The organism is Halomicrobium sp. IBSBa, from assembly GCF_017612575.1.
Taxonomy (GTDB): domain Archaea; phylum Halobacteriota; class Halobacteria; order Halobacteriales; family Haloarculaceae; genus Halomicrobium.
Genome location: NZ_JADPQC010000007.1, coordinates 58,374 through 78,033 on the forward strand (window position 1 = coordinate 58,374; position 19,660 = coordinate 78,033).

Annotated in this window: 17 protein-coding genes; 11 read left to right on the forward strand and 6 right to left on the reverse strand. The window is 66.3% G+C overall.

Annotated features, from left to right (window positions below; genetic code table 11):
- Positions 1–73 precede the first annotated feature (73 nt).
- A complete protein-coding gene (locus IL252_RS15040) occupies positions 74–2,293 on the forward strand; it encodes a histidine kinase N-terminal 7TM domain-containing protein (protein ID WP_208628680.1) in 2,220 nt (739 codons plus the stop codon).
- The gene (locus tag IL252_RS15045) at positions 2,290–3,603 is read left to right on the forward strand and encodes an NAD(P)/FAD-dependent oxidoreductase (protein ID WP_208628681.1); all 1,314 of its coding nucleotides are present in this window, start codon (positions 2,290–2,292) and stop codon (positions 3,601–3,603) included. Before IL252_RS15040 ends, IL252_RS15045 begins: the two co-directional genes overlap by 4 nt.
- Before the next feature lie 114 nt (positions 3,604–3,717).
- On the opposite strand, the gene IL252_RS15050 is transcribed toward IL252_RS15045, so the two are convergent.
- Positions 3,718–4,296: a DUF6149 family protein gene (locus IL252_RS15050; RefSeq protein ID WP_208628682.1), complete on the reverse strand. Its 579-nt coding sequence runs from the start codon at positions 4,294–4,296 to the stop codon at positions 3,718–3,720.
- 128 nt (positions 4,297–4,424) lie between these two features.
- Between IL252_RS15050 and IL252_RS15055 the strand changes: the two genes are divergently transcribed.
- The 7 genes from IL252_RS15055 to carB all read left to right on the forward strand — a co-directional run bounded on the left by IL252_RS15055 (position 4,425) and on the right by carB (position 11,637).
- Positions 4,425–5,675, forward strand: a complete 1,251-nt coding sequence (locus IL252_RS15055) for an NAD(P)/FAD-dependent oxidoreductase (RefSeq protein WP_153552584.1) — start codon at positions 4,425–4,427, stop codon at positions 5,673–5,675.
- Positions 5,676–5,742: 67 nt separating this feature from the next.
- Positions 5,743–5,952, forward strand: a complete 210-nt coding sequence (locus IL252_RS15060) for a hypothetical protein (protein ID WP_208628683.1) — start codon at positions 5,743–5,745, stop codon at positions 5,950–5,952.
- Between the two features lie 40 nt (positions 5,953–5,992).
- On the forward strand, positions 5,993–6,406 hold the full coding sequence (locus tag IL252_RS15065; RefSeq protein WP_153552582.1) for a hypothetical protein: 414 nt from the start codon (positions 5,993–5,995) through the stop codon (positions 6,404–6,406).
- A gap of 93 nt (positions 6,407–6,499) precedes the next feature.
- Positions 6,500–6,922 (forward strand): hypothetical protein, encoded by a 423-nt coding sequence (locus IL252_RS15070; protein ID WP_208628684.1) that lies wholly within the window; start codon positions 6,500–6,502, stop codon positions 6,920–6,922.
- A gap of 78 nt (positions 6,923–7,000) precedes the next feature.
- Complete coding sequence (locus IL252_RS15075) at positions 7,001–7,537, forward strand: DUF5815 family protein (protein WP_153552581.1); 537 nt, start codon at positions 7,001–7,003, stop codon at positions 7,535–7,537.
- 387 nt (positions 7,538–7,924) lie between these two features.
- Positions 7,925–8,155, forward strand: coding sequence for a hypothetical protein (locus IL252_RS15080; protein WP_018257712.1), 231 nt, complete (start codon positions 7,925–7,927; stop codon positions 8,153–8,155).
- Positions 8,156–8,394: 239 nt separating this feature from the next.
- Positions 8,395–11,637 (forward strand): carbamoyl-phosphate synthase large subunit, encoded by a 3,243-nt coding sequence (carB, locus tag IL252_RS15085; protein ID WP_208628685.1) that lies wholly within the window; start codon positions 8,395–8,397, stop codon positions 11,635–11,637.
- A gap of 21 nt (positions 11,638–11,658) precedes the next feature.
- Here carB and glmS read toward each other — a convergent pair whose 3' ends face one another.
- The 5 genes from glmS to IL252_RS15110 form a co-directional block, all read right to left on the reverse strand.
- A complete protein-coding gene (gene glmS, locus IL252_RS15090) occupies positions 11,659–13,494 on the reverse strand; it encodes a glutamine--fructose-6-phosphate transaminase (isomerizing) (protein ID WP_208628686.1) in 1,836 nt (611 codons plus the stop codon).
- On the reverse strand, positions 13,494–14,687 hold the full coding sequence (locus IL252_RS15095) for a sugar phosphate nucleotidyltransferase (protein ID WP_208628687.1): 1,194 nt from the start codon (positions 14,685–14,687) through the stop codon (positions 13,494–13,496). Before IL252_RS15095 ends, glmS begins: the two co-directional genes overlap by 1 nt.
- Before the next feature lie 105 nt (positions 14,688–14,792).
- Positions 14,793–15,653: a CheF family chemotaxis protein gene (locus tag IL252_RS15100; RefSeq protein ID WP_208628688.1), complete on the reverse strand. Its 861-nt coding sequence runs from the start codon at positions 15,651–15,653 to the stop codon at positions 14,793–14,795.
- Positions 15,654–15,748: 95 nt separating this feature from the next.
- Entirely contained in the window at positions 15,749–16,612 is an 864-nt protein-coding gene (locus IL252_RS15105; protein WP_208628689.1) for a CheF family chemotaxis protein, read from the reverse strand.
- Between the two features lie 82 nt (positions 16,613–16,694).
- Complete coding sequence (locus IL252_RS15110) at positions 16,695–17,516, reverse strand: undecaprenyl-diphosphate phosphatase (protein WP_208628690.1); 822 nt, start codon at positions 17,514–17,516, stop codon at positions 16,695–16,697.
- A gap of 249 nt (positions 17,517–17,765) precedes the next feature.
- Between IL252_RS15110 and IL252_RS15115 the strand changes: the two genes are divergently transcribed.
- Entirely contained in the window at positions 17,766–19,196 is a 1,431-nt protein-coding gene (locus tag IL252_RS15115) for a sulfatase (RefSeq protein ID WP_208628691.1), read from the forward strand.
- Complete coding sequence (locus IL252_RS15120; RefSeq protein WP_208628692.1) at positions 19,197–19,625, forward strand: GtrA family protein; 429 nt, start codon at positions 19,197–19,199, stop codon at positions 19,623–19,625.
- Positions 19,626–19,660 lie beyond the last annotated feature (35 nt).

The window sequence follows — 19,660 nt, forward strand, 5'->3', positions numbered from 1 at the left end:
GAGCGACGGCGACCGCCGGTATCAGGGCAACTGATTAGTATCGGAACGGATATTGTCGGAACGAGATAATCGAATGGCCACGTACGTGTTCTGGAGCGTCGTCGCCACGACGCTGGTCAGTGGGCTGATCTGCAGTGCAATGGCAGTGTCCGCCTGGCGCAACCACGACCAGCCGGCGGCCTCGGCGTTTGGCTGGCTGATGGTCGCTGCCGCCGCGTGGGCGTTCATGGCGACGGCCCGCCTGTTGACCGATCAGGTGGCGGGCGCGTACCTGTTCGACCGCATCGCACGGGCCGCCTCCAGCAGCACCGCCCCGCTCGTGTTGGTGTTCGTACTCTCCTACATCGGCCGCGAGGACGTTCTCACGCCGCGGTTCGTCGGCTCGCTGTGGCTCGTTCCGACCAGTTACACCGTCCTCTCGGCGACGGCTCCGTTCCACGACCTCGTACCGGGACCCGAGAGCGTGTGGGTCGGGGCGTGGGAGAACGCCACGGTGTTGACCGTCACAGAGGGGCTCCCCTCCCAGATCGACCTCCTCTATACCTACCTCCTCCTCGCGGTGGCGTTCCTCCTGCTGGCACGCTTTCTCGTCAGGTCGCGGGCCATCTACCGACTCCAGACGGCGACGGTCGTGACTGCGATCCTCGTGCCCGTCATCGTCAACGCCGCGACGCAGTTCTACCGGTTCTCGCATCCGGGCGTGGATCTGACGCCGGCCGCACTCGGTCTCACCGGGCTGGTGCTGGGCTGGGGACTGTTCCGGTACGACCTCCTCGACGTGACGCCACTGGCGAGCGACATCCTCGTCGACGAACTGCCCGACCCCGTGTTCGTCCTCGCAGAGGACGGTCGCATCCTCGATCACAACCGCGCCGCCGAAACGATGTTCGACGCCGATCCCCTCTGTGGGCGACGGCTCGCCGCCGTCGCTCCGCGGCTCGCCGAACGGCTCGACGGTAGTTCGGTCTACTCGCGCTCGGACCCCACCAGCGAGGAGGTCACGTACTTCGATCCGCAGGTCACCTCGATCGACGACCAGCACGGCATCGAGCGCGGCCGGCTCATCGTCTTGCGGGACGTGACCGGCCAGCAGCGTCGCCAGGACCGCCTGGAAGCCCTCCAGGCGGCGACCCAGCAGTTCATCACGGCCAACTCGGTCGAACGCATCGCGGAGCTGACGGTGACGTTCGCGGACCGCGTGCTCGATCAGGATGCCGCCGCGGTGTACGTCCACGAGGACGATCGACTGCGCCCGGCCGCCGCCAGCGACGCGCTCGAACGGGAGTGTACGCTGACGGAGCTGACCGTCGAGGACCCCGACCATCCAGTGTACACCGCCTACGAGTCCGAGACGATCGACAGGGCGGACGTGCGTGATTCGGGGACGACGATGCCGTTCCGGTACCTCCTGTTGGTGCCGATCGACGACCACGGCGTGCTGGCGATCGGCTCGCGCGAGCCCGGTGCGTTCGTGACCGAAGACGAGCAGTTCGCGACGATCCTCGCCCGGACGACGCAGGTCGCGTTCACACAGGTCGACCGCGAGCACGAGCTCCGACAGAGCCGACAGGCGATCGAGCGTCGCAACGAGCAGGTCGCGTTCTTCAACGGCGTGTTGCGACACACGCTGCGCAACGCCTTGCTCGTCATCGAAGGACGAGCGAACCACCTGCGAGACCACGTCGACGACGCCAGACAGCGACACCTCGACCGGATCGTCCAGTGGTGTGAAGACCTCTCGGAACTCAGCGAGGAGATCGAGGCGATCAACGACACCGTCACGGCGAGCGAGGCACAGCGCCTCGACAGGATCGATCTCGGCAGGGTGTTGTCCGATCGCGTCGACGCGCTCTCGGAGGACTTTACGGACGTGACTATCGACCTGGCCGTCGACGACGGGCTGACCGTCCTCGCCAACGATCTCATCGAGAAGGTCGTCGACAGCGTCATCTCGAACGCTATCACGCACAACGACGCACCAGCGCCCCGCGTCGAGATCTCCGCCACCGAGATCGCCGACCGCGTCCAGCTCAGGGTCGCCGACAACGGCCCCGGCATGACCGACGAGATGAAAGAGACCGTCTTCGAACGTAACGTCGGTGCCAGCCAGACCAGCCACGGCTTTGGACTGTACTTCGTCTCGGTGATGATGAACCTCTACGGCGGGACGGTCTGGATCGAGGACAACGACATCCAGGACGACGGCACGCGCCGCGGTGCCGTGGCAGTCCTCGAGTTCCAGCAGGCCGAGACACAACACACATCCCGGTCGCCCGAAAACGAGCGCACATGATCGGCGTCGTCGGCGGCGGCATCGCGGGGTTGGCGGCCGCGTACCGGCTCCAGCAACGCGGCCACGAAGTCCACGTGTTCGAGGCCACAGACCAGGTCGGCGGACTGGCCGCGGTGTACGAGACCGCCGGGGACCCCCTGGAGAAGTTCTATCACCACCTCTCGAAGTCCGAGGAGACGATCGTCGAGCTGGCCCACGAGCTGGGGCTGGGCGAGGACGTCGAGTGGCGGATCGGCGAGAACGCCTACTACGTCGACGGGGTCGTCCACCCGATGGACAAGCCCTGGGAGATCCTCGCCTTTCCCCACTGGAGCGTCTACGACAAGTTCAGGCTCGGGATGCTCACGCTCGATATCGACGTTCGCGGTGGCGTCCCGAAGTTCGACACCTACGAGCGCCTCGAAGACTTCGAGGACGTGCCAGTCAAGGAGTTCGCACGGGAGCACACGACGGAGAACGTCTACGAGACCTTCTTCGAACCGCTGCTCGAAGCGAAGTTCGGCGAGCGCGCGGCGGACGTAAGCGCGGCTTGGCTGCTCGGGCGCATCAAGTTCCGCGGGGAGCGAGACATCCTCAACGGGGAGATCCTCGGCTACCTCGACGGCGGTTTCGGCCGGCTGCTGGACGCGCTCGTCGAGGCGGTGGGCCGAGAGAACATCACGACCGGCGCACGCGTGACGGAGCTTTCGACGACGGACGGTGCCGTCGACTCGCTGACCGTCGACACCGACGAGGGAACCGAAACCCACGGGGTCGACGCCGCCGTCGTCGCCGCGATGCCGACGGTACTGGAGGCGCTGACGGGGTATCAATGTGGGATCGACTTCCAGGGGACGATCTGCTCGGTGATCAGTCTGGACGAGTCGCTGACCGACACCTACTGGCTCAACATCGCCGACGAGGCTCCGTTCGGGGCGCTCATCGAGCACACCAACTTCGTCCCGCCCGAGCGCTACGGCGGCGAACACCTCGTCTACATCGCCAAGTACGTCCAGCACACGGACGACCCCTACTGGCAACAGGACGACGAAGAGATCCGCGAGACGTGGCTGTCAGGCATCGAGGGGCTGTTTCCCGACTTCGACCGCGACAGCGTCAACTGGGTCGAGACCGCCCGGAACCCGCGGACGGCACCGATCTACGAGCGGGGCTATCTGGACATGGTCGTCCCCTACGACCTGGCCGACGAGATCGCCGAGGGCGTCTACTACGCCGGGATGGCCTCTCGGGCACAGTATCCCGAGCGGAGCCTCAACGGCGGCATCGTCGCCGGCTACGAGTGTGCCGACCGGATCACCGGGGACCGGTAGTTCGGCCGTCCGCGCTGCTTGGAGCTGTCCGCAGTCGCGGCGTCCAGCGGACGCCGTCGTCCGACCGTCGCCTGGATGGCACTGTCGGAGGGCGGTCTACGGCGACCGGCGGCGCTACTCTTCGACGCCGGGGGCCTCGCTCGGATCTACGTCTGTGGGCTCTTCCTGACCGCCGACCACGATCTCGCCGTCGTCGGTCTCGACGTACACGTCGTCGGCGAACCCGCCCTCCGCGTGAGGGTGCTCGGGGTCGTCGAGCTTTTCGGGCGTCGACGGGGCCTCGGTGATGCCGTCTTCGGGAGCGAACGTCCCGAGTGGCTCGTCGATCGTGATGTCGTAGCGCTCGAAGAACGACTCGTAGCGCTCGTAGTGGGCCGCCAGCTCGTCGGCTGGGAACTCCATCATCTCCGTCCAGCCGTGGTTGTAGAAGTCGAAGTTCGCCTGTACGTGTGTGATCTCTCTGGCCTCGGCCTCGGGGAAGCCGGCCTCCAGCGCGGCGACGTAGGTGTCCATCGTCGCGTCGAAGAAGTCGTCGAGGTGGGCGCGCCGCTCGTCGGCGCGGCTCGCGTCGGCCTTGTCCGCGAAGACGTTCGTGTGCAAGTCCACCAGCCGGTCGTTGACCGCCTCGCCGACGACTGGGAGTGTCAGCGCCTGCTTGGCCGCGAAGTGCTTGACGTTCTGGCGGAGTTTCATCACATTTCCCTTGGTCGCGACGGCCTTCAACCCCGCGATCGGGGGTAATTCTCACCCGCCGCGTCAATACTTGCCACCTGACGCGAAGATGGCAATCCACATTAAGCCCGATATCTAACGTCCCGCTTATGAGCACGTCGCACGTGATTATCGGTGACGGCATCGCGGGGTCGTCGGCTGCAGAGTCGATCCGCGAAGCCGATCCAGACGCAGACGTCACAGTCATCACGGACGAGGGAGAGGCCCTGTACAACCGGATCCTCATCAAGGAGTTCGCGAAGGGCAAGCTCCCCGAGGCACCGATCTCGATCCACGAACCCGAGTGGTACGAGGAGCGAGACATCGACCTCGAACTGAACACGCACGTCACCGAAGTCGACACCGACGCCCACGAGATTCACACCCACGAGGGCGACAGCTACGAGTACGACAAGCTGCTCGTCGCGACCGGCGGGACGCCGGCACAGCTCCCGGTCGACAACGCCGACGCCGACGGGATCCACCACTTCTGGACGTTCCAGGACGCCCGCAACATCCGCGAACATGCCGAGGAGACCGACGACGCGATCATCGTCGGTGCGGGCCTGCTCGGGATCGACCTCGCCGCGATCTGTGGCGCACAGGGGATCGACGGGACGTTCCTCATGCGTGGCAACCGCTGGTGGCGCTACGCGCTCAGCCTCGACGGCGCGGAGATCATCCACGACGCGATGCGCGGCGTCGGCGTCGAACCCGTCTTCGAGTCCGGCGTCGACCACTTCGAAGTCGACGACGACGGTCACGTCGAGGCGGCCGTCGACCCCGACGGTAACCGCTACGACGGCGACTTCGCGGGCGTCGCGATCGGTCTGGACTTCAACACCGAGTTCCTCGCCGGCTCGGGCATCGAGACCGACGACGGGATCGTCGTCGACGAGTACATGCAGACCAACGTCGAAGACGTCTACGCCGCGGGCGACATCACGCAGTTCTACGACACGATCCTCGACGAGCGCGCACAGAACGGCGCGTGGGGCTCGGCCAAAGAGCAGGGATCGGTCGCCGGTGCCAACATGGTCGCCGACGCGGCCGAAGAAGAGTTCCGCTGGGTCTCGACGTACTCGATCACCCACTTCGACTTCCCCTTCCTCTCCTTCGGTCACCCGACGCTCGGCGACGAGGACTGCGAGCGAAAGTACTCCGACACGGAGTGGCGTCGACTCACTTTCAAGGACGGCAAGCTCATCGGCGGCGTGCTCATCGGCGATCTCTCCCAGCAGTCGAAGTTCAAGAAGCTCATCCGCGAGGAACGCGAGGTCGCAGACAAGAAGGAACTGCTGCTGGAAGAAGACGTCGACATCGAGCGACTCGAAGAAGTCGCTCCCGCACAGGCCGAGTAAACCGCGAGAAGGTCTTTCTCGTCGCTCCGACCGACACTTTTTGTCCCTGAGCCAACAACAGTCGTGTATGCTCCGTGCTCTGCTCCGGTGGCTCGTCGGCGTTTCGCGTCGCGGGCGATCCGACGAGGACGACCAGCGAGATCACGCCGGATCGCTCCTCGACGCCTCGGTCAACTACGCCCACGGCCAAGCAGACGGTCGACGGGCAGTCCGAGAGATGGAGAAAGTCAACGAAGAGGCGTCGAAGCTCCGGGACGCGGACGACCGCCGGCCGTAGAACCGACGGCCTTTTTTCCGGTGACGGCCGAGATTCGGGCATGGTTGGCGGCAGCGGCGACATGACACTCGCGATCGAGCTCGCGGCGCTCAAGGAACTGGCCCACCCCGACGCCGTCTTCAACGACGCGCGCCAGTGGGCCGAGTACGTCGGCGTCATCTCCGAGAAACCCACCTACGTCGTCACGAACTTCTGTCGGAAACACCGGATCAGGCAGGACTTCTTCTCGGGCCCACGCGGGCGCGAGGAGAGCCTGGGCAACGTCAAAGAGCAGTTCGACACCGAGCGTCACGTCTTCGTCGGCACGACCGACGAGGACGCGGCGCTGGCCGAGACCGCGGACTGGGAGTACCTAACCGTCGAAGGTGCCGCAGAAGCGGCCGACTGGGAACTGGGCGATCCGGAGTCTCCCGACGCCGTCGAGTCCGAGGAGCAACGCGACGATTGGCCCTGACTGTCCGCCCGCAGCGACAGCCGTTCACGATCGATCCGGGTTGTTTCCACCGTTCACAGAAGACACTTATCGGGACCGCGGCACCACGCCCACATGGGTCTCCGTACCGCGCTCCTCGTCGTTACGGTACTACTGGCTGGTTGTGTCGGTAATCCGGGACCAGCCGGAACAGTCACCGAGACGAAGTCGAACGCCACGAACAGCACCGAGCGAACCGTCGTCTCGAACGTCAACGAGACCAAGGTCGTCGAGCGAGCACTCGATGCCGAGAAAGCGTACGTCGCTTCGAAGCTTCGGAACGCCTCCTGTGTCGAGTCGTGGGACACCTACCCGATCGTGATGGACCGTGAAGGGACAGTCGTCAATCAGACAACATCGGGGCTCTACGTCGACGTTCAGCAGCCCTACGCCTGGGGGAACGAGGACATCGAAGCCGATTCCGCCTCCAGGGCGACGTACCTCGTCACCGACAACGAGACGCAGCGAGTCTCTGGGCCCGAGATCGATCCCTGCTGACACGCCTCGACGTGGCCGTTCGTGAGGACGCCGAGTGACATCGCTCGTTTTAACCGCTCGAACGCGCTACGAACGGTAATGACAGAGTCCGGCGTGCCCGGGGACGGGGGCCAGTCTATGGAACTGCCCTGTGGGGAAGAGCGCTCCATCCACGAACTCGACATGGGCCTGCGGGAGATCGACTGTCGCTGCGGCGAGACCCACGCCGTCGTGATGGACATGCACCCCCTCTCGCGATTCGTCCCGGAGTTTCTCGTCGAGATCCTCACCGAGACCGTCGAACCGGCGGAGGACGACCGCGAGGAGTTCACTACGGCGCACCTCATGGCGATCGTGATGGAGGAGTTCCCCGAGGAGATGGCCGTCGCCGACGTGGCAGAGGACGGGGCCGTCGGCTACGCTCTGGTGTGGGTGGCCGACTTCGACTCCCGACGACTCCACGAGATCGTCGTCGAGTTGCTCGTCGAGCTGATGGAACACGCCGTCAGCCACGCCGAGGACGACGCGGTCATGGACCAGTTCGAACAGGAGATGCTGGAGTTCGACGTCAGCGAGTTCGTCGAGCAGTACCGCGCGCGGCGAGACTTCGAGTCCGAGCACGACTCGCCGGTCTGAGTCGTGGTCCGGACGAGCAATTCGGAGAGTCTCGCGAGCGAGACAACAGCAGATGTCGTCTGCTGGCACTTCGAGTCCGAGCACGACTCGCCGGTCTGATACTACCGGCTGTAAATCTGTGAACGATTTCGCCATCCCGGGGTGGCGAAGATCTTCACGAAGTTACAGCCGGCAGTATGAGTCGTGGTCGGGACGAGCAATTCGGAGAGTCTCGCGAGCGGGGCGAGCAGTCTATATAGATCTTCTCATAGAACGTAGATCGGGCGGCGATAGCGTATGACAGCTGTCTGCATCTTCCGACAGTTCGCCGTCCGGCGGTTCTGCCCAGAACGCCGTCTGACGGCTGTCTGACGGTGTTATATGGTGTGTGAAGGCGTGTGTATGCACATGCGCACACGGCACGGCGAGTTCGAGCGAATTCGATCGGTGCTCGAAGACGCCGACCCGGACGAGCCGTTGACGGCGCGCGAGATCCTGCAGGTCCTCGACGAGCACGGCGAGGAGTTCGACAGCGCCCACCGCGTCGCGACGGTACTCGGACGGCGTGCACAGACCGGTGAGGTCGAGGTCATTCGCGACCAGCCCTACCGGTACCAGTTCGCCGACCGGAACAACTGATCGGGCGGCCAGCGTTCGCCGGCTGTCGGTCTCGTGAGGCGTGCCCGGGCCAGTCCGGGATTGTAGCCGGTAGGGTAATGGGACAGTCGTTTGTCCGTCGGACGCGTTCGATCGATCGACGGTCAGGGTGGTGTCACGACCACCCATGCGACACCACCACATTACGACATTCGAAATTCGGTTTCGATCTTCGTATCCTTTCGCCGGGCTTATTACGATGTGCGGACTCCCCACGGACAATGACAGAGAGCGAAGACCGCACAATCTTGCTCATCGGGAGTGGCCCGATCCAGATCGGACAGGCAGCCGAGTTCGACTACTCCGGCGCACAGGCGTGCCGTGCCCTGCAGGAGGAGGGCGCACGGGTCGTCCTGGTGAACTCGAACCCGGCGACGATCATGACCGATCCGGAGATGGCCGACAAGGTGTATCTCGAACCGATCAACACCGAGGCGATCTCCGAGATCATCCGGAAGGAAGATCCCGACGGCGTCATCGCCGGTCTCGGCGGTCAGACCGGCCTCAACGTCACGGCCGAGTTGGCCGAGGAGGGGGTCCTCGAAGCGCACGACGTCGAGATCATGGGCACGCCGCTGGACACGATCTACGCGACGGAGGATCGTGACCTGTTCAAACAGCGCATGGAGGAGATCGGCGAACCGGTGCCGTCTTCGACGACGATCACCCTCGACGAGGGCGAGACCGTCACCGAACTGACCGAGGAGAGCCTGCGCGACCGCGTCGAGGACGCCGTCGACGAGGTCGGCGGCCTGCCGGTCATCGCACGCACGACGTACACGCTCGGTGGCTCCGGCTCGGGCGTCGTCCACGAGATGGAGGAACTCATCGAGCGCGTCCGCAAGGGGCTGCGCCTCTCTCGGAACAGCGAGGTGCTGATCACCGAGTCCATCGAGGGGTGGGTCGAACTGGAGTACGAGGTGATGCGCGACGCCGACGACTCGTGTATCATCATCTGTAACATGGAGAACATCGACCCGATGGGGATCCACACCGGCGAGTCGACGGTCGTCACGCCCTCGCAGGTCATCCCCGACGAGGGCCACCAGGCGATGCGCGACTCCGCGCTGAAGGTGATCCGCGAACTCGGGATCGAGGGGGGCTGTAACATCCAGCACGCCTGGCGCGACGACGGCACGCCCGGCGGCGAGTACCGCGTCGTGGAGGTCAACCCCCGTGTCTCCCGTTCCTCCGCGCTGGCCTCGAAGGCGACGGGCTACCCGATCGCTCGCGTGACCGCGAAGGTCGCGATGGGCAAGCGTCTCCACGAGATCGACAACGAGATCACCGGCGAGACGACGGCGGCCTTCGAGCCAGCGATCGACTACGTCGTCACGAAGGTGCCGCGCTGGCCCATCGACAAGTTCCGCGACGTGGAGTTCGAGCTGTCGACGGCGATGAAGTCGACCGGCGAGGCGATGGCCATCGGCCGGACCTTCCCCGAGTCGATGCTGAAGGCGCTGCGCTCCTCGGAGTACGACCCCGCCGTCGACTGGAGCGAGGTCGACGACGACGAACTCGAAGACGACTACCTGATCCGCCCGACGCCGGATCGGCCCTACGCCATCTTCGAGGCCTTCGCCCGCGGCTACACGGTCGACGAGATCGTCGAGCTGACCGACATCGAGCGCTGGTACGTCGAGCGCTTCCAGCAGATCGAGGAAGCCGCCGAGGCCGCACAGAACGGCGACTTCGCGACCGCGGCCGAGGCCGGCTTCACCGACCAGGAGATCACCGCGATGGCGGGCGGCGAGTTCAACGACACGCACGCCTCCTGGGTTCCGGAGGGCGACCTGAGCGAGAAGGGCGACGAACTCGAAGCGGCGACGGATGGGTCCGGAGTCACGGTCGAGGACGTCGAGAGCGAGACGGTCGATCGGGACTTCAAGCTCGTCGACACCTGTGCCGGCGAGTTCGAGGCGACGACGCCGTACTACTACTCGACGCGAGACCCCATCTCGGGGATCGACCGCAACGAGCTGCAGATCGATCCCGACGTAGAGAGCGTCGTCGTGGTCGGTGGCGGCCCGATCCGGATCGGGCAGGGCGTCGAGTTCGACTACTGTTCGGTCCACGCGGTGCGCGCGCTCGAAGAGGCCGGCATCGACGCCCACGTCGTCAACAACAACCCCGAGACCGTCTCGACGGACTACGACACCAGTGATGGCCTGTTCTTCGAGCCGGTCACGGCCGAGGAAGTCGCCGACGTGATCGAGGCGACCAACGCCGACGGCGTGATGGTCCAGTTCGGCGGCCAGACCTCCGTCGACATCGGCCACCCGCTCGAACAGGAACTCGACCGTCGCGGCCTCGACTGTGAGATCATGGGCACCGCGGTCGACGCGATGGACCTCGCGGAGGACCGGGACCGCTTCAACCAGCTGATGGACGACCTGGGCATCGCACAGGCCGAAGGCGGGACGGCGACCAGCAAGGAAGAGGCGCTGGATCTGGCCCACGACATCGGCTACCCCGTCCTGGTGCGTCCGAGCTACGTGCTCGGCGGCCGTGCGATGGACGTGGTGTACAACGACGAGGACCTCGAAACCTACATCGAGGAGGCCATCCGCGTCTCCCCGGACAACCCGATCCTCGTCGACGAGTTCCTCGCGGACGCCGTGGAACTGGACGTCGACGCTGTCGCCGACGGCGAGGACGTGCTGATCGGCGGCGTCATGGAGCACGTCGAGACCGCTGGCGTCCACTCCGGTGACTCCGCGTGTATGATCCCGCCACGCTCCCAGGAGATCAAAGACGTGATGCCCCGCATCCGCGAGGTCACGGAGGACATCGCGTCGGCCCTGGAGACTGAGGGGCTGCTCAACGTCCAGCTCGCGGTCCGCGACGGCGAGGTGTACGTGCTCGAAGCCAACCCGCGTTCCTCCCGAACCGTGCCCTTCATCGCGAAGACGACGGGCGTCCCACTGGCCAAGATCGCGGCGAAGGTCATGGCCGGGGCGACCCTCGAAGAACTCGACTACGAGGAGCAGGTCCCAGATCAGGTCTCGGTCAAGGAGGTCGTCCTGCCGTTCGACCGCCTGCCGGGCTCGGACCCGCGCCTCGGCCCGGAGATGAAGTCCACCGGCGAGGTCATGGGGACGGCCGGCTCCTTCGGCAAGGCCTACCAGAAGGCACAGATGTCCGTCGACAAACCGATCCCGCTCGACGGGACGGCGCTGGTCGACATGCCGATCATCGGCTTCGAGGACCACTTCGACGTGCTCGATTTCGACGACTTCGAGGACGTCGACGCCATCGTCGAAGCGATCCAGAACGGCGAGATCGACATGGTGCTGTCGCGTAACCGCGACGTGCTGGAAGCGTGTGTCGAGGAGACGGTCACGTACTTCTCGACGCGCGAGTCCGCCGAGGCCGCCCTCGAAGCGATCAACGCCGACGACCAGCCCCTGAACGTCCAGGACATCGCCTCGCGACCCAAGACCCAGCGCGAGTGGGGCCGCTGAGACGGGGGTTGTCCGCCGTCGCTACTCGACGGTGACGCTCTTGGCGAGGTTCCGGGGCTTGTCGATCGATCGGCCCAGCCCCTTCGCGGTGTAGTACGATACGAGCTGGAGCTGGACGTTCGCGAGCACCGCGGCAGCTTCGGGGCGGGTCTCGGGAATCTTCAGCACCTCGTCGGCGTACCGTTCCACGTCACTTTGCCCGTCCGTGACGGCGACGACGGGCGCATCGCGAGCTTCCACCTCTTTGACGTTGCCAACGGTCTTGCGGGCCTGCTCGCCGTCGCCGACGACGACCGCGAACACCGGGGTGTCGTCGGTCACCAGCGCGAGCGGACCGTGTTTGAGTTCGCCCGCGGCGAACCCCTCCGCGTGCTTGTAGGTGATCTCTTTCATCTTCAACGCGCCTTCGAGTGCCACGGGGTACTGGTGGCCGCGGCCGACGAAGAAGTACGCTCCGGCGTCCTGGTACTGCTCGGCGACCGCACTGGCGCGAGAGTCGTCCAGCAGCGCCTGCACCTGTCCCGGCAGGTCACGCAGTCCGGCGATCGTCTCGCGGGGGCGGTCGACCGGCGCGGTCCCGAGCGCCAGGAGGTTCAGCGCCGCCAGTTGCGAGGCGAAGGTCTTGGAGGCGGCGACGCCGATCTCCGGGCCGGCTCTGATGTACAGTGCGTGATCGCACTCGCGTGCCGCGGTCGAGCCGACGGTGTTGGTCACGGCCAGCGTGCGTGCGCCGCGGTGGCGGGCCTCTCGCAGCGCCGAGAGGGTGTCTGCGGTCTCGCCGCTCTGAGTGACTCCGACCACGAGCGCGTCGCCGATCGGCGGCGGTGCGGTCGCGTACTCACTGGCGAGAAAGGTCTGGGCGGGGATGCCGGCCTGTCGGTACAGCTGTGCGCCGTACAGCGCGGCGTGATAGGAGGTCCCGCAGGCGACGAACTGGACGCCGGTCGGCGAGAGGTCGCCGAGATCCTCGATGTCGACGGCGGCACCGAGCTCGTCGACGCGACCCCGGAGACACTGGCGGAGTGCGCGGGGCTGTTCGTGGATCTCCTTGAGCATGAAGTGATCGTAGCCGCTCTTGCCGGTCTCTTCGGCGTCCCAGGCGACGGTGTCGATCTCCTTCTCGACGGGGGTCCCGTCGCCGTCGGTGACGGTCCAGCCCTCGGCGTCGAGACGTGCGAACTCGCCGTCGGCGAGGTAGACGACCCGGTCGGTGTAGTCCCGAAACGCGGGCACGTCGCTGGCGAGGTAGGTCGCTCGCGTCGTCCCGCCGGTGGCCGCCGACGCCCCGTGTGGCTCGCTCCCCTCGTCGAGGCCGAGCACCAGCGGCGAGTCGTTGCGTGCGACGAAGACCGCCTCCGTACCGGCGACGACTGCGGCGACGGCGTAGCTCCCCTCCAGGCGGTCGACGGCCCGCCGCAGTGCCGCCATCGGCTCCGCGCCGTCTGCCAGCGCGTCCTCGACGAGGTGTGGGATCACTTCCGTGTCGGTGTCGGAGGCGAACTCGTGGCCGTCGGCGACCAGTTCGTCCCGGAGCGACTGGTAGTTCTCGATGATCCCGTTGTGGACGACCGCCACGTCGCCGGTGCAGTCCCCGTGTGGGTGTGCGTTGGCGTCGGTCGGCGGACCGTGCGTCGACCAGCGCGTGTGTCCGATCCCGACCGCGCCGTCGATCGTCGTCTCGTCGAGCAGCGCACGCAACTCGTCGATCTCGCCGGACCGTTTGGCGACCGAAACCGTGTCGTCGGCAAGCGCCATCCCGGCCGAATCGTAGCCGCGGTACTCCAGCTTCGAGAGCCCGTGGACCAGTACGTCGAGGGTCTCGTCGGCCCGGCCGACACAGCCGATGATCCCGCACATCAGCGGACCACCTCGGCGTCCTCGGCGACGTGGCCGAAGGCGTGAACGCCCGCGTGGAGGGTCGCCGACGGGCCGACCAGCGTCCCGGGCGACACCGAGACGTTCCCTCGCGTCGTCACGCGGTCGGCGAACACCGCACCGAGCGTCCGGTCTTCGAACACTTCGGTCCCGATCTGTACGTCCGCGGGACCGCCGGGGACGACCGTCTCGACGCCGAGTGTCACGTCCTGTCCGGCGACCGTATCGACCAGCGTCGCGCCCGCGTCGACGCGCGTGTCCGCGTCGAGCACCGACTGCTGGACCGTCGCGTTCGCGCCGACAGTGACGTTCGCTCCCAGCGCCGCGTCCGGTCCGAGCACCGTCCCCGCCGCGACCTCGCAGTCGGGACCGACCACGACCGGTGCTTGCAGCGTCGCGTCCGCGTGGACGTGCGCGGAGTCGGCGACCCAGACACTGTCTCGACGGTTCGACTCCGTGACCCGTCCGCGAGCCAGCACTTCGCGGGCGACCGTCAGCAGGTCCCAGGGATACGTCGCGTCGACCCACAGCCCGTCGGTCGTCACCGCGCGGACCCGATCGGAGTCGATCAGGCGCGCGATCGTGTCGGTCAGTGCCAGCTCCCCTTCGGCCCGTGGCGTGGCCTCGATCTCGTCGAAGATCGACTCGGGGAACGCGTAGATGCCGCCGTTGATCAGACGGTACTCGTCGGTCTCGGGCTTCTCGACGATCGAGTGGAGATCGCCGTCCCGCAGGTCGACGGCCCCGTAGTGGCTGGCGTCCTGACGCTCCAAGACCGCCAGTGCCGGCGTCTCTGGGTCGGTCTCGAAGTGGTCGATCACGGAGCCGACCGTCTCGCCGTCGATGACGCGATCGCCGTTGACCACGAGGACGGGACCGGACACCGCGTCGCGGGCCTGCAGGAGAGCGTGGCCGCTGCCCAGCTGTTTGCCCTGTGTGACGTAGCTCAGCGGGACGCCCCGGTACGACGGGCCGAAGTGGTCTTGCACGCGATCACGCTTGTAGCCGACGACGACGACGATCCGGTCGAGACCGGCCTCGACGAGGGCGTCGAAGACGTATTCGAGAATCGGGCGGTTCCCCGCGGGTAACATCGGCTTGGGACGGTTGCGCGTCAGCGGGCGCAGTCGCGTTCCCTCACCGGCCGCCAGGACGACGGCGGTTCGTACGCTCATACGAAACTAATCATTCAGCGGACGTTTGAACGTTTTGCCCCCCCTAACGAGGGGGCGCACAGTGGAGACGACCGTAGGAAGAGCCTACTCGCAGTTCTCGGCCGATTACTGCTCGCTGATGTTCTCCCCGGCGACGCGCCGTCCCTTCGTCGTCAACTGGACTTCGGTGCGCTCGCGAACCACGCTGATCACGTCGAGTTCGATCAGCCGGTCGAAGATCTCCTCGCTTTGCTCGACGTCGATCCCGACGAAGCTGGGGATGTCGAACGGGGAGACCCCCGAGTGCAGCGCCATGATGACCCGCCGCTCCGTACTGGAGAGGTCGAGATCGGCCTGGTTTCGCTCGGCGCTCTCTTCGAGCATCACCTGCAGGACGGTCGCGTGGAACTCCTCGCCCGCGAGGTGGGTCTCGACGCTGATCCCGTCGTCGGTGTGTTCGACCTCGATGACGGTCCGTTCTTCGCCCGACACCGTCTTGTCCTCGATGGTCAGCCCACCGATGTCCGCCCGTTCGACCTCGACGGCCTGTCCGTCTGCCAGTGCGAGTTGCAGGGCCTCGTCGGTGACTTTCATCCGGCCTTTCGTCCACTCGGTGTTCTGGACGACGCCGCCCTCGACGGCCGGGTGCTGGACGAGGATGATCTCGCCGTTCAGCGACGCCCGGTACAGATCCGTCTCGAAGGCCTCGTGCTCGCCGGCCGAAACCAGCAGTACGTCCTCGCCGACGTGGAGCGCGACGTAGTTCGAGACGCCGGCACTGGCCTGGTTGACGTCGTGTCGATCCGCGATCCGGTCGATCGACTGCAGAGAGATCTGTCGTTTCCCGTCCGAGATCAGGACCAGTCGCTGCGTCGTGAGCACGATCCGACAGGCCGTCCAGGACGCGTCGCTGAGTTCGCGTCCCTCCTGGACCGCCTGCATGAACTGCCCGCGCGTGTCCGCGATCTTCTTCTCGGTGTCACTCATGCTGGTCCGGGGTCGTTACGGGCACGTTGCCCACTCTGGGGAATATAACTTCCGCCCCAGTTTTTGGACGGGAGAATTGGCCCCGTCCGTGTGGTTTACTGCTCGTTCATCGCCTCGCTGGCCATGTTGCGACCCTGGGCGTTGAGGCTGACCTCGGTCCGGGTGCGCACCTCGTCGACCGCACCCACGTCCAGGAGCTTCTGGTAGATCTCCTCGACCTCGTCGACGGGGATCCCGACGAAGTCCGACATCTCGAAGGGCGAGACCCCGGAGTAAAGCGCCATCAACACCTGGCTCTCGATCTCGTCGAGTTCGTAGTCGCCCTCTCGCTCTTCGATGACGCGCTCGAACAGCGACTGCAGAGCCGTCGTGTGGTGGTCCATCCCCGAGAAGTACGTTTCGACGCTGCGGTCGTCCTCGTCGGTGTGCTCGACCTCCAGAACGGTCCGCGTCTCTCCCATGACCGCCTGTTCGCTCGTCTCGACGGTCCCCACGTCGTCGACTGCGAACGTCGTCTCTTCGCCGCCGGGAAACGCCAGCGTGATCACGTCGTCGTCGAGCTGGAATCTGGTCTTGCGCCAGGTCGCTTCGTCCTGAATCACGCCGCCGACGACGGCGGGGTGTTTCGTCAGGATGACCGTCGCGTGGAGGGTCGCACGGCAGTACTCCAGTTCGAAGTCGGAGACGTCGGCAGCGTCGACCAGCACGACGTTGTCGCCGATACGCATCGGCGTCGCCCCCGCTGGATCGACCGACGCGGGCAGCTCCTCCTCGCCCACCACCTCGATGTTGCTGTGGGGCAGGGCCTGCTTGCCGGAGCTGTTGGCCAACACGAGGCGCTTGTCGGTCATGACGAGCCGACAGGAGCGCCACTGTGGGTCATCGACCGGCGTGCCGCTCTTGACGGCGTACATGTAGTCGCCCGCAGTGTCGACCAGCTTCTGTTCTTCGCTGCTCATCTCCTCGCTCGTCACGAACGTTGCGTTTTCCGGTATATAAGTCCTTCAGGCCGACACCCTCTCTCGTCGCTGGTCGTGGCCGTCAGACCAGCAGTAGGCCACCGCCCAGCATCGCGAGTCCGCCGAAGCCGACACAGACGGCCCAGAAGGGGACGCGCCGGACGAGACTGACGAGCGCCCCGACCGTGAGGTAGCCGGCGACGGCACTCACCGCCAGCGCGACCGCGGCGGCCGCCGGTGAGACGACCGGGACGCCGTCTCTGAGGACGACGATCGCGTTCGCGCCGAGGGCCGCCGGGATCGACAGCAGGAACGAGAGCCGGAGCGAGGACTCGCCCTCGTGACCGCGCAACAGCAACGCGCTGACGGTCGTCCCCGACCGAGAGATTCCCGGAAGGATCGCGATGCCCTGCAGCCCGCCCACCAGCACGGCGTCGAGCCAGTCGGGCGTCTCGCTCGTGCCCAGCGACACCCAGGCGGCGAACCGCTGGAGCAGTCCCGTCAGGACCAGCAGGCCCCCGACGAGGACGACGAACGCGCCGCCGGTCAGCTCCGAGACGACGGCCTCCAGGACCAGCAGAGCCGGCAGCCCGGTCACGCCCGTCGCCAGCGTCGCGAGGGCGAGAAAGGAGAGGTCCGCCGTGTCGTCCTCGAACGCGGTCCGGGGCGACCACTCCCGTAGCGAAGCGAGCACCGTCCCGACTTCCGTCCGATAGTACGCCAGCGCCGAGCACGCGGTGCCGGCGTGGACGAACAGTGCGAGCTGCGTCGCCACGGTCGGCGACGACCCGGTGAGCGCGGTGACGAGGATCGCCACGCTCCCCTCACTGGAGACGGGCAACCATTCGAGGACGCCCTGTGCCAGCCCGACCAGCGCGGCGACGACGGCGTCGTCGACGTTCATACCACATCCGCCGCCCTCGGGATAATGAACGCACCGATCCACGGTGATCGGCGCGCCCGTCCGCCCGTTTCCGCCCCGTTGCCGACGGCAAAGTGACGATACCGAGACAGGTGGTGCGGCGGACCGGAACGGTAAAGTCCGTTTCCACGTGTTACTAGACAGAACGAGTCCGTCGACCGCCGTCGCTCGTCTCTTCGCTCGCTCGCAGCGGGCCACTGCGGCCGTCGGCGGTCGCGACACGTCTCACCTATGCACTCCGAAACCGGCGTCTCGAACGTCGTCCTCGTCACGGTCGACTCGCTCCGTGCGGACGCCATCGGTCCGTACGACAGCGATCGCCACACACCCGTCATGGACGAACTCGCCCAGCGGGGAACGGTCTTCGAGCGCGCCTTCGCCAACGGAAACTGGACGCCCTTCTCGTTTCCCTCGATACTGGCGTCCTCGCCGGTGTTCGCCGACGACGGCCGGATCGGTGTCACGGGGGTCGAGACGCTCGCGGAGACGCTCTCGGACGCGGGCTTCCACACCGGCGGTTTCAACGCCGCCAACGGATTCCTGACCGAACACTGGGGGTACGACGACGGCTTCGACGAGTTCGACTCCTTCGTCGCCAGCGTGGGCTCCAGCATCTACAGCCGCTATCTCGCGACCCATCCGACCGTAGAGGCCTGGCTCCAGCTTGCGACCTCGCCGTTTCGCCGCGCCCGCTCGTGGCTCTCGTCGGCAGAGAGCCACCGTCCGTTCCTCGACACCTCGCGGATGTTCGACATCGAACAGGGGGCAACCTCGTTCCTCGAATCGGCCTCGGAGCCGTTCTTCCTGTGGATCCACTACATGGACGCCCACACGCCGTACGTCCCGGCCCCGCGATACATCCGGGAGGTGTCTGCCGACCGCTTCGGGACCCACCGGATGGTCCTGGCTCACCTCCACGCCGGGCTGGGCTGGGAGGTCGGGGACCGGACGCTTGGCAACCTCAGGACGCTCTATCAGAGCGCCGTCCGACAGGTCGACGACAGCGTCGGTCGCGTGTTAGACGCCCTGTCAGAACACGGCCACGACGACGACACCGCGGTCGTGCTGGCCGGCGACCACGGCGAGGAGTTCCAGGACCACGGCCACCTTGCTCACTACCCGAAGCTGTACGACGAACTGATCCACGTGCCGCTGATCGTCGACGTGCCGGGCGCAGAGAGCCGGCGCGTCGAGAGACAGGTCGCCCTCGACTCGCTCCCGCCGACGGTGGCCGACCTCGCGGGGGTCTCCCCGCCAGCGGAGTGGCGCGGGGACTCGCTGGCCCCCGCCGTCTTGGAGGGCGAGGCACCGGCCGACGAGCCGGTCGTCTCGGTCACGGTCCGGGGCGAGGAAGTCACCGACCAGCCCATCCCGCGCTCGCTCGACGACGGCGACCTCCTCGTCAGCGTCCGCGACCGCGACTGGAGTTACATCGAGAACGTCGACACCGGCGACCGGGAGCTGTACCACCGGCCGTCAGATCCCGGTCAACAGGCGGATCGCTCCGACGGCCCCGACGCCGAGGCCAGAGCCGTAATCGAAGCGTTCGAACCGCTCGTCGACGCCCACGCAGACCTGCTGCACGCGGCAGAGCAGAGCGAGGCCGACGACGAGATGGACGAGGACCTGGACGCCAGACTGGAGGCGCTGGGCTACAAGTAGATGGTCCGGAATCTGCTTCGCAACCTCCATAGCGGTCCGCTCGCCCTACAGCTGCGGCGGTTCGTCGTCGTCGGCGGCATCGCGTTCGCGCTCCAGCAGGCGTTGCTGGCGTTGTTCGTCGAGGGCGGGCGCCTGAACGACCTCGTCGCGCTCACGATCGCTATCGAGATCACGATCGTCTTCCAGTACGTGCTCAACAACGCCTGGACGTTCGAGGCGACACAGAACACCGGGCGGCGCGAGTTCCTCGTCGGCCTGTTGAAGACGAACCTCGTCCGTGGCTCTGCGATCCCGATCCAGCTCGGCATCTTCTACGCCCTCTCGGAGTGGGCCAGCATGTACTATCTGCTGGCAAACGTGTTCGCCGTCCTCGTCAGCGGCGTCTACCGGTACGTCCTCGACGCCCGCTGGACGTGGGGCCAGGCGTAGTGAGGGTTCGAAACTGAATTACGCCGTCGTGACGA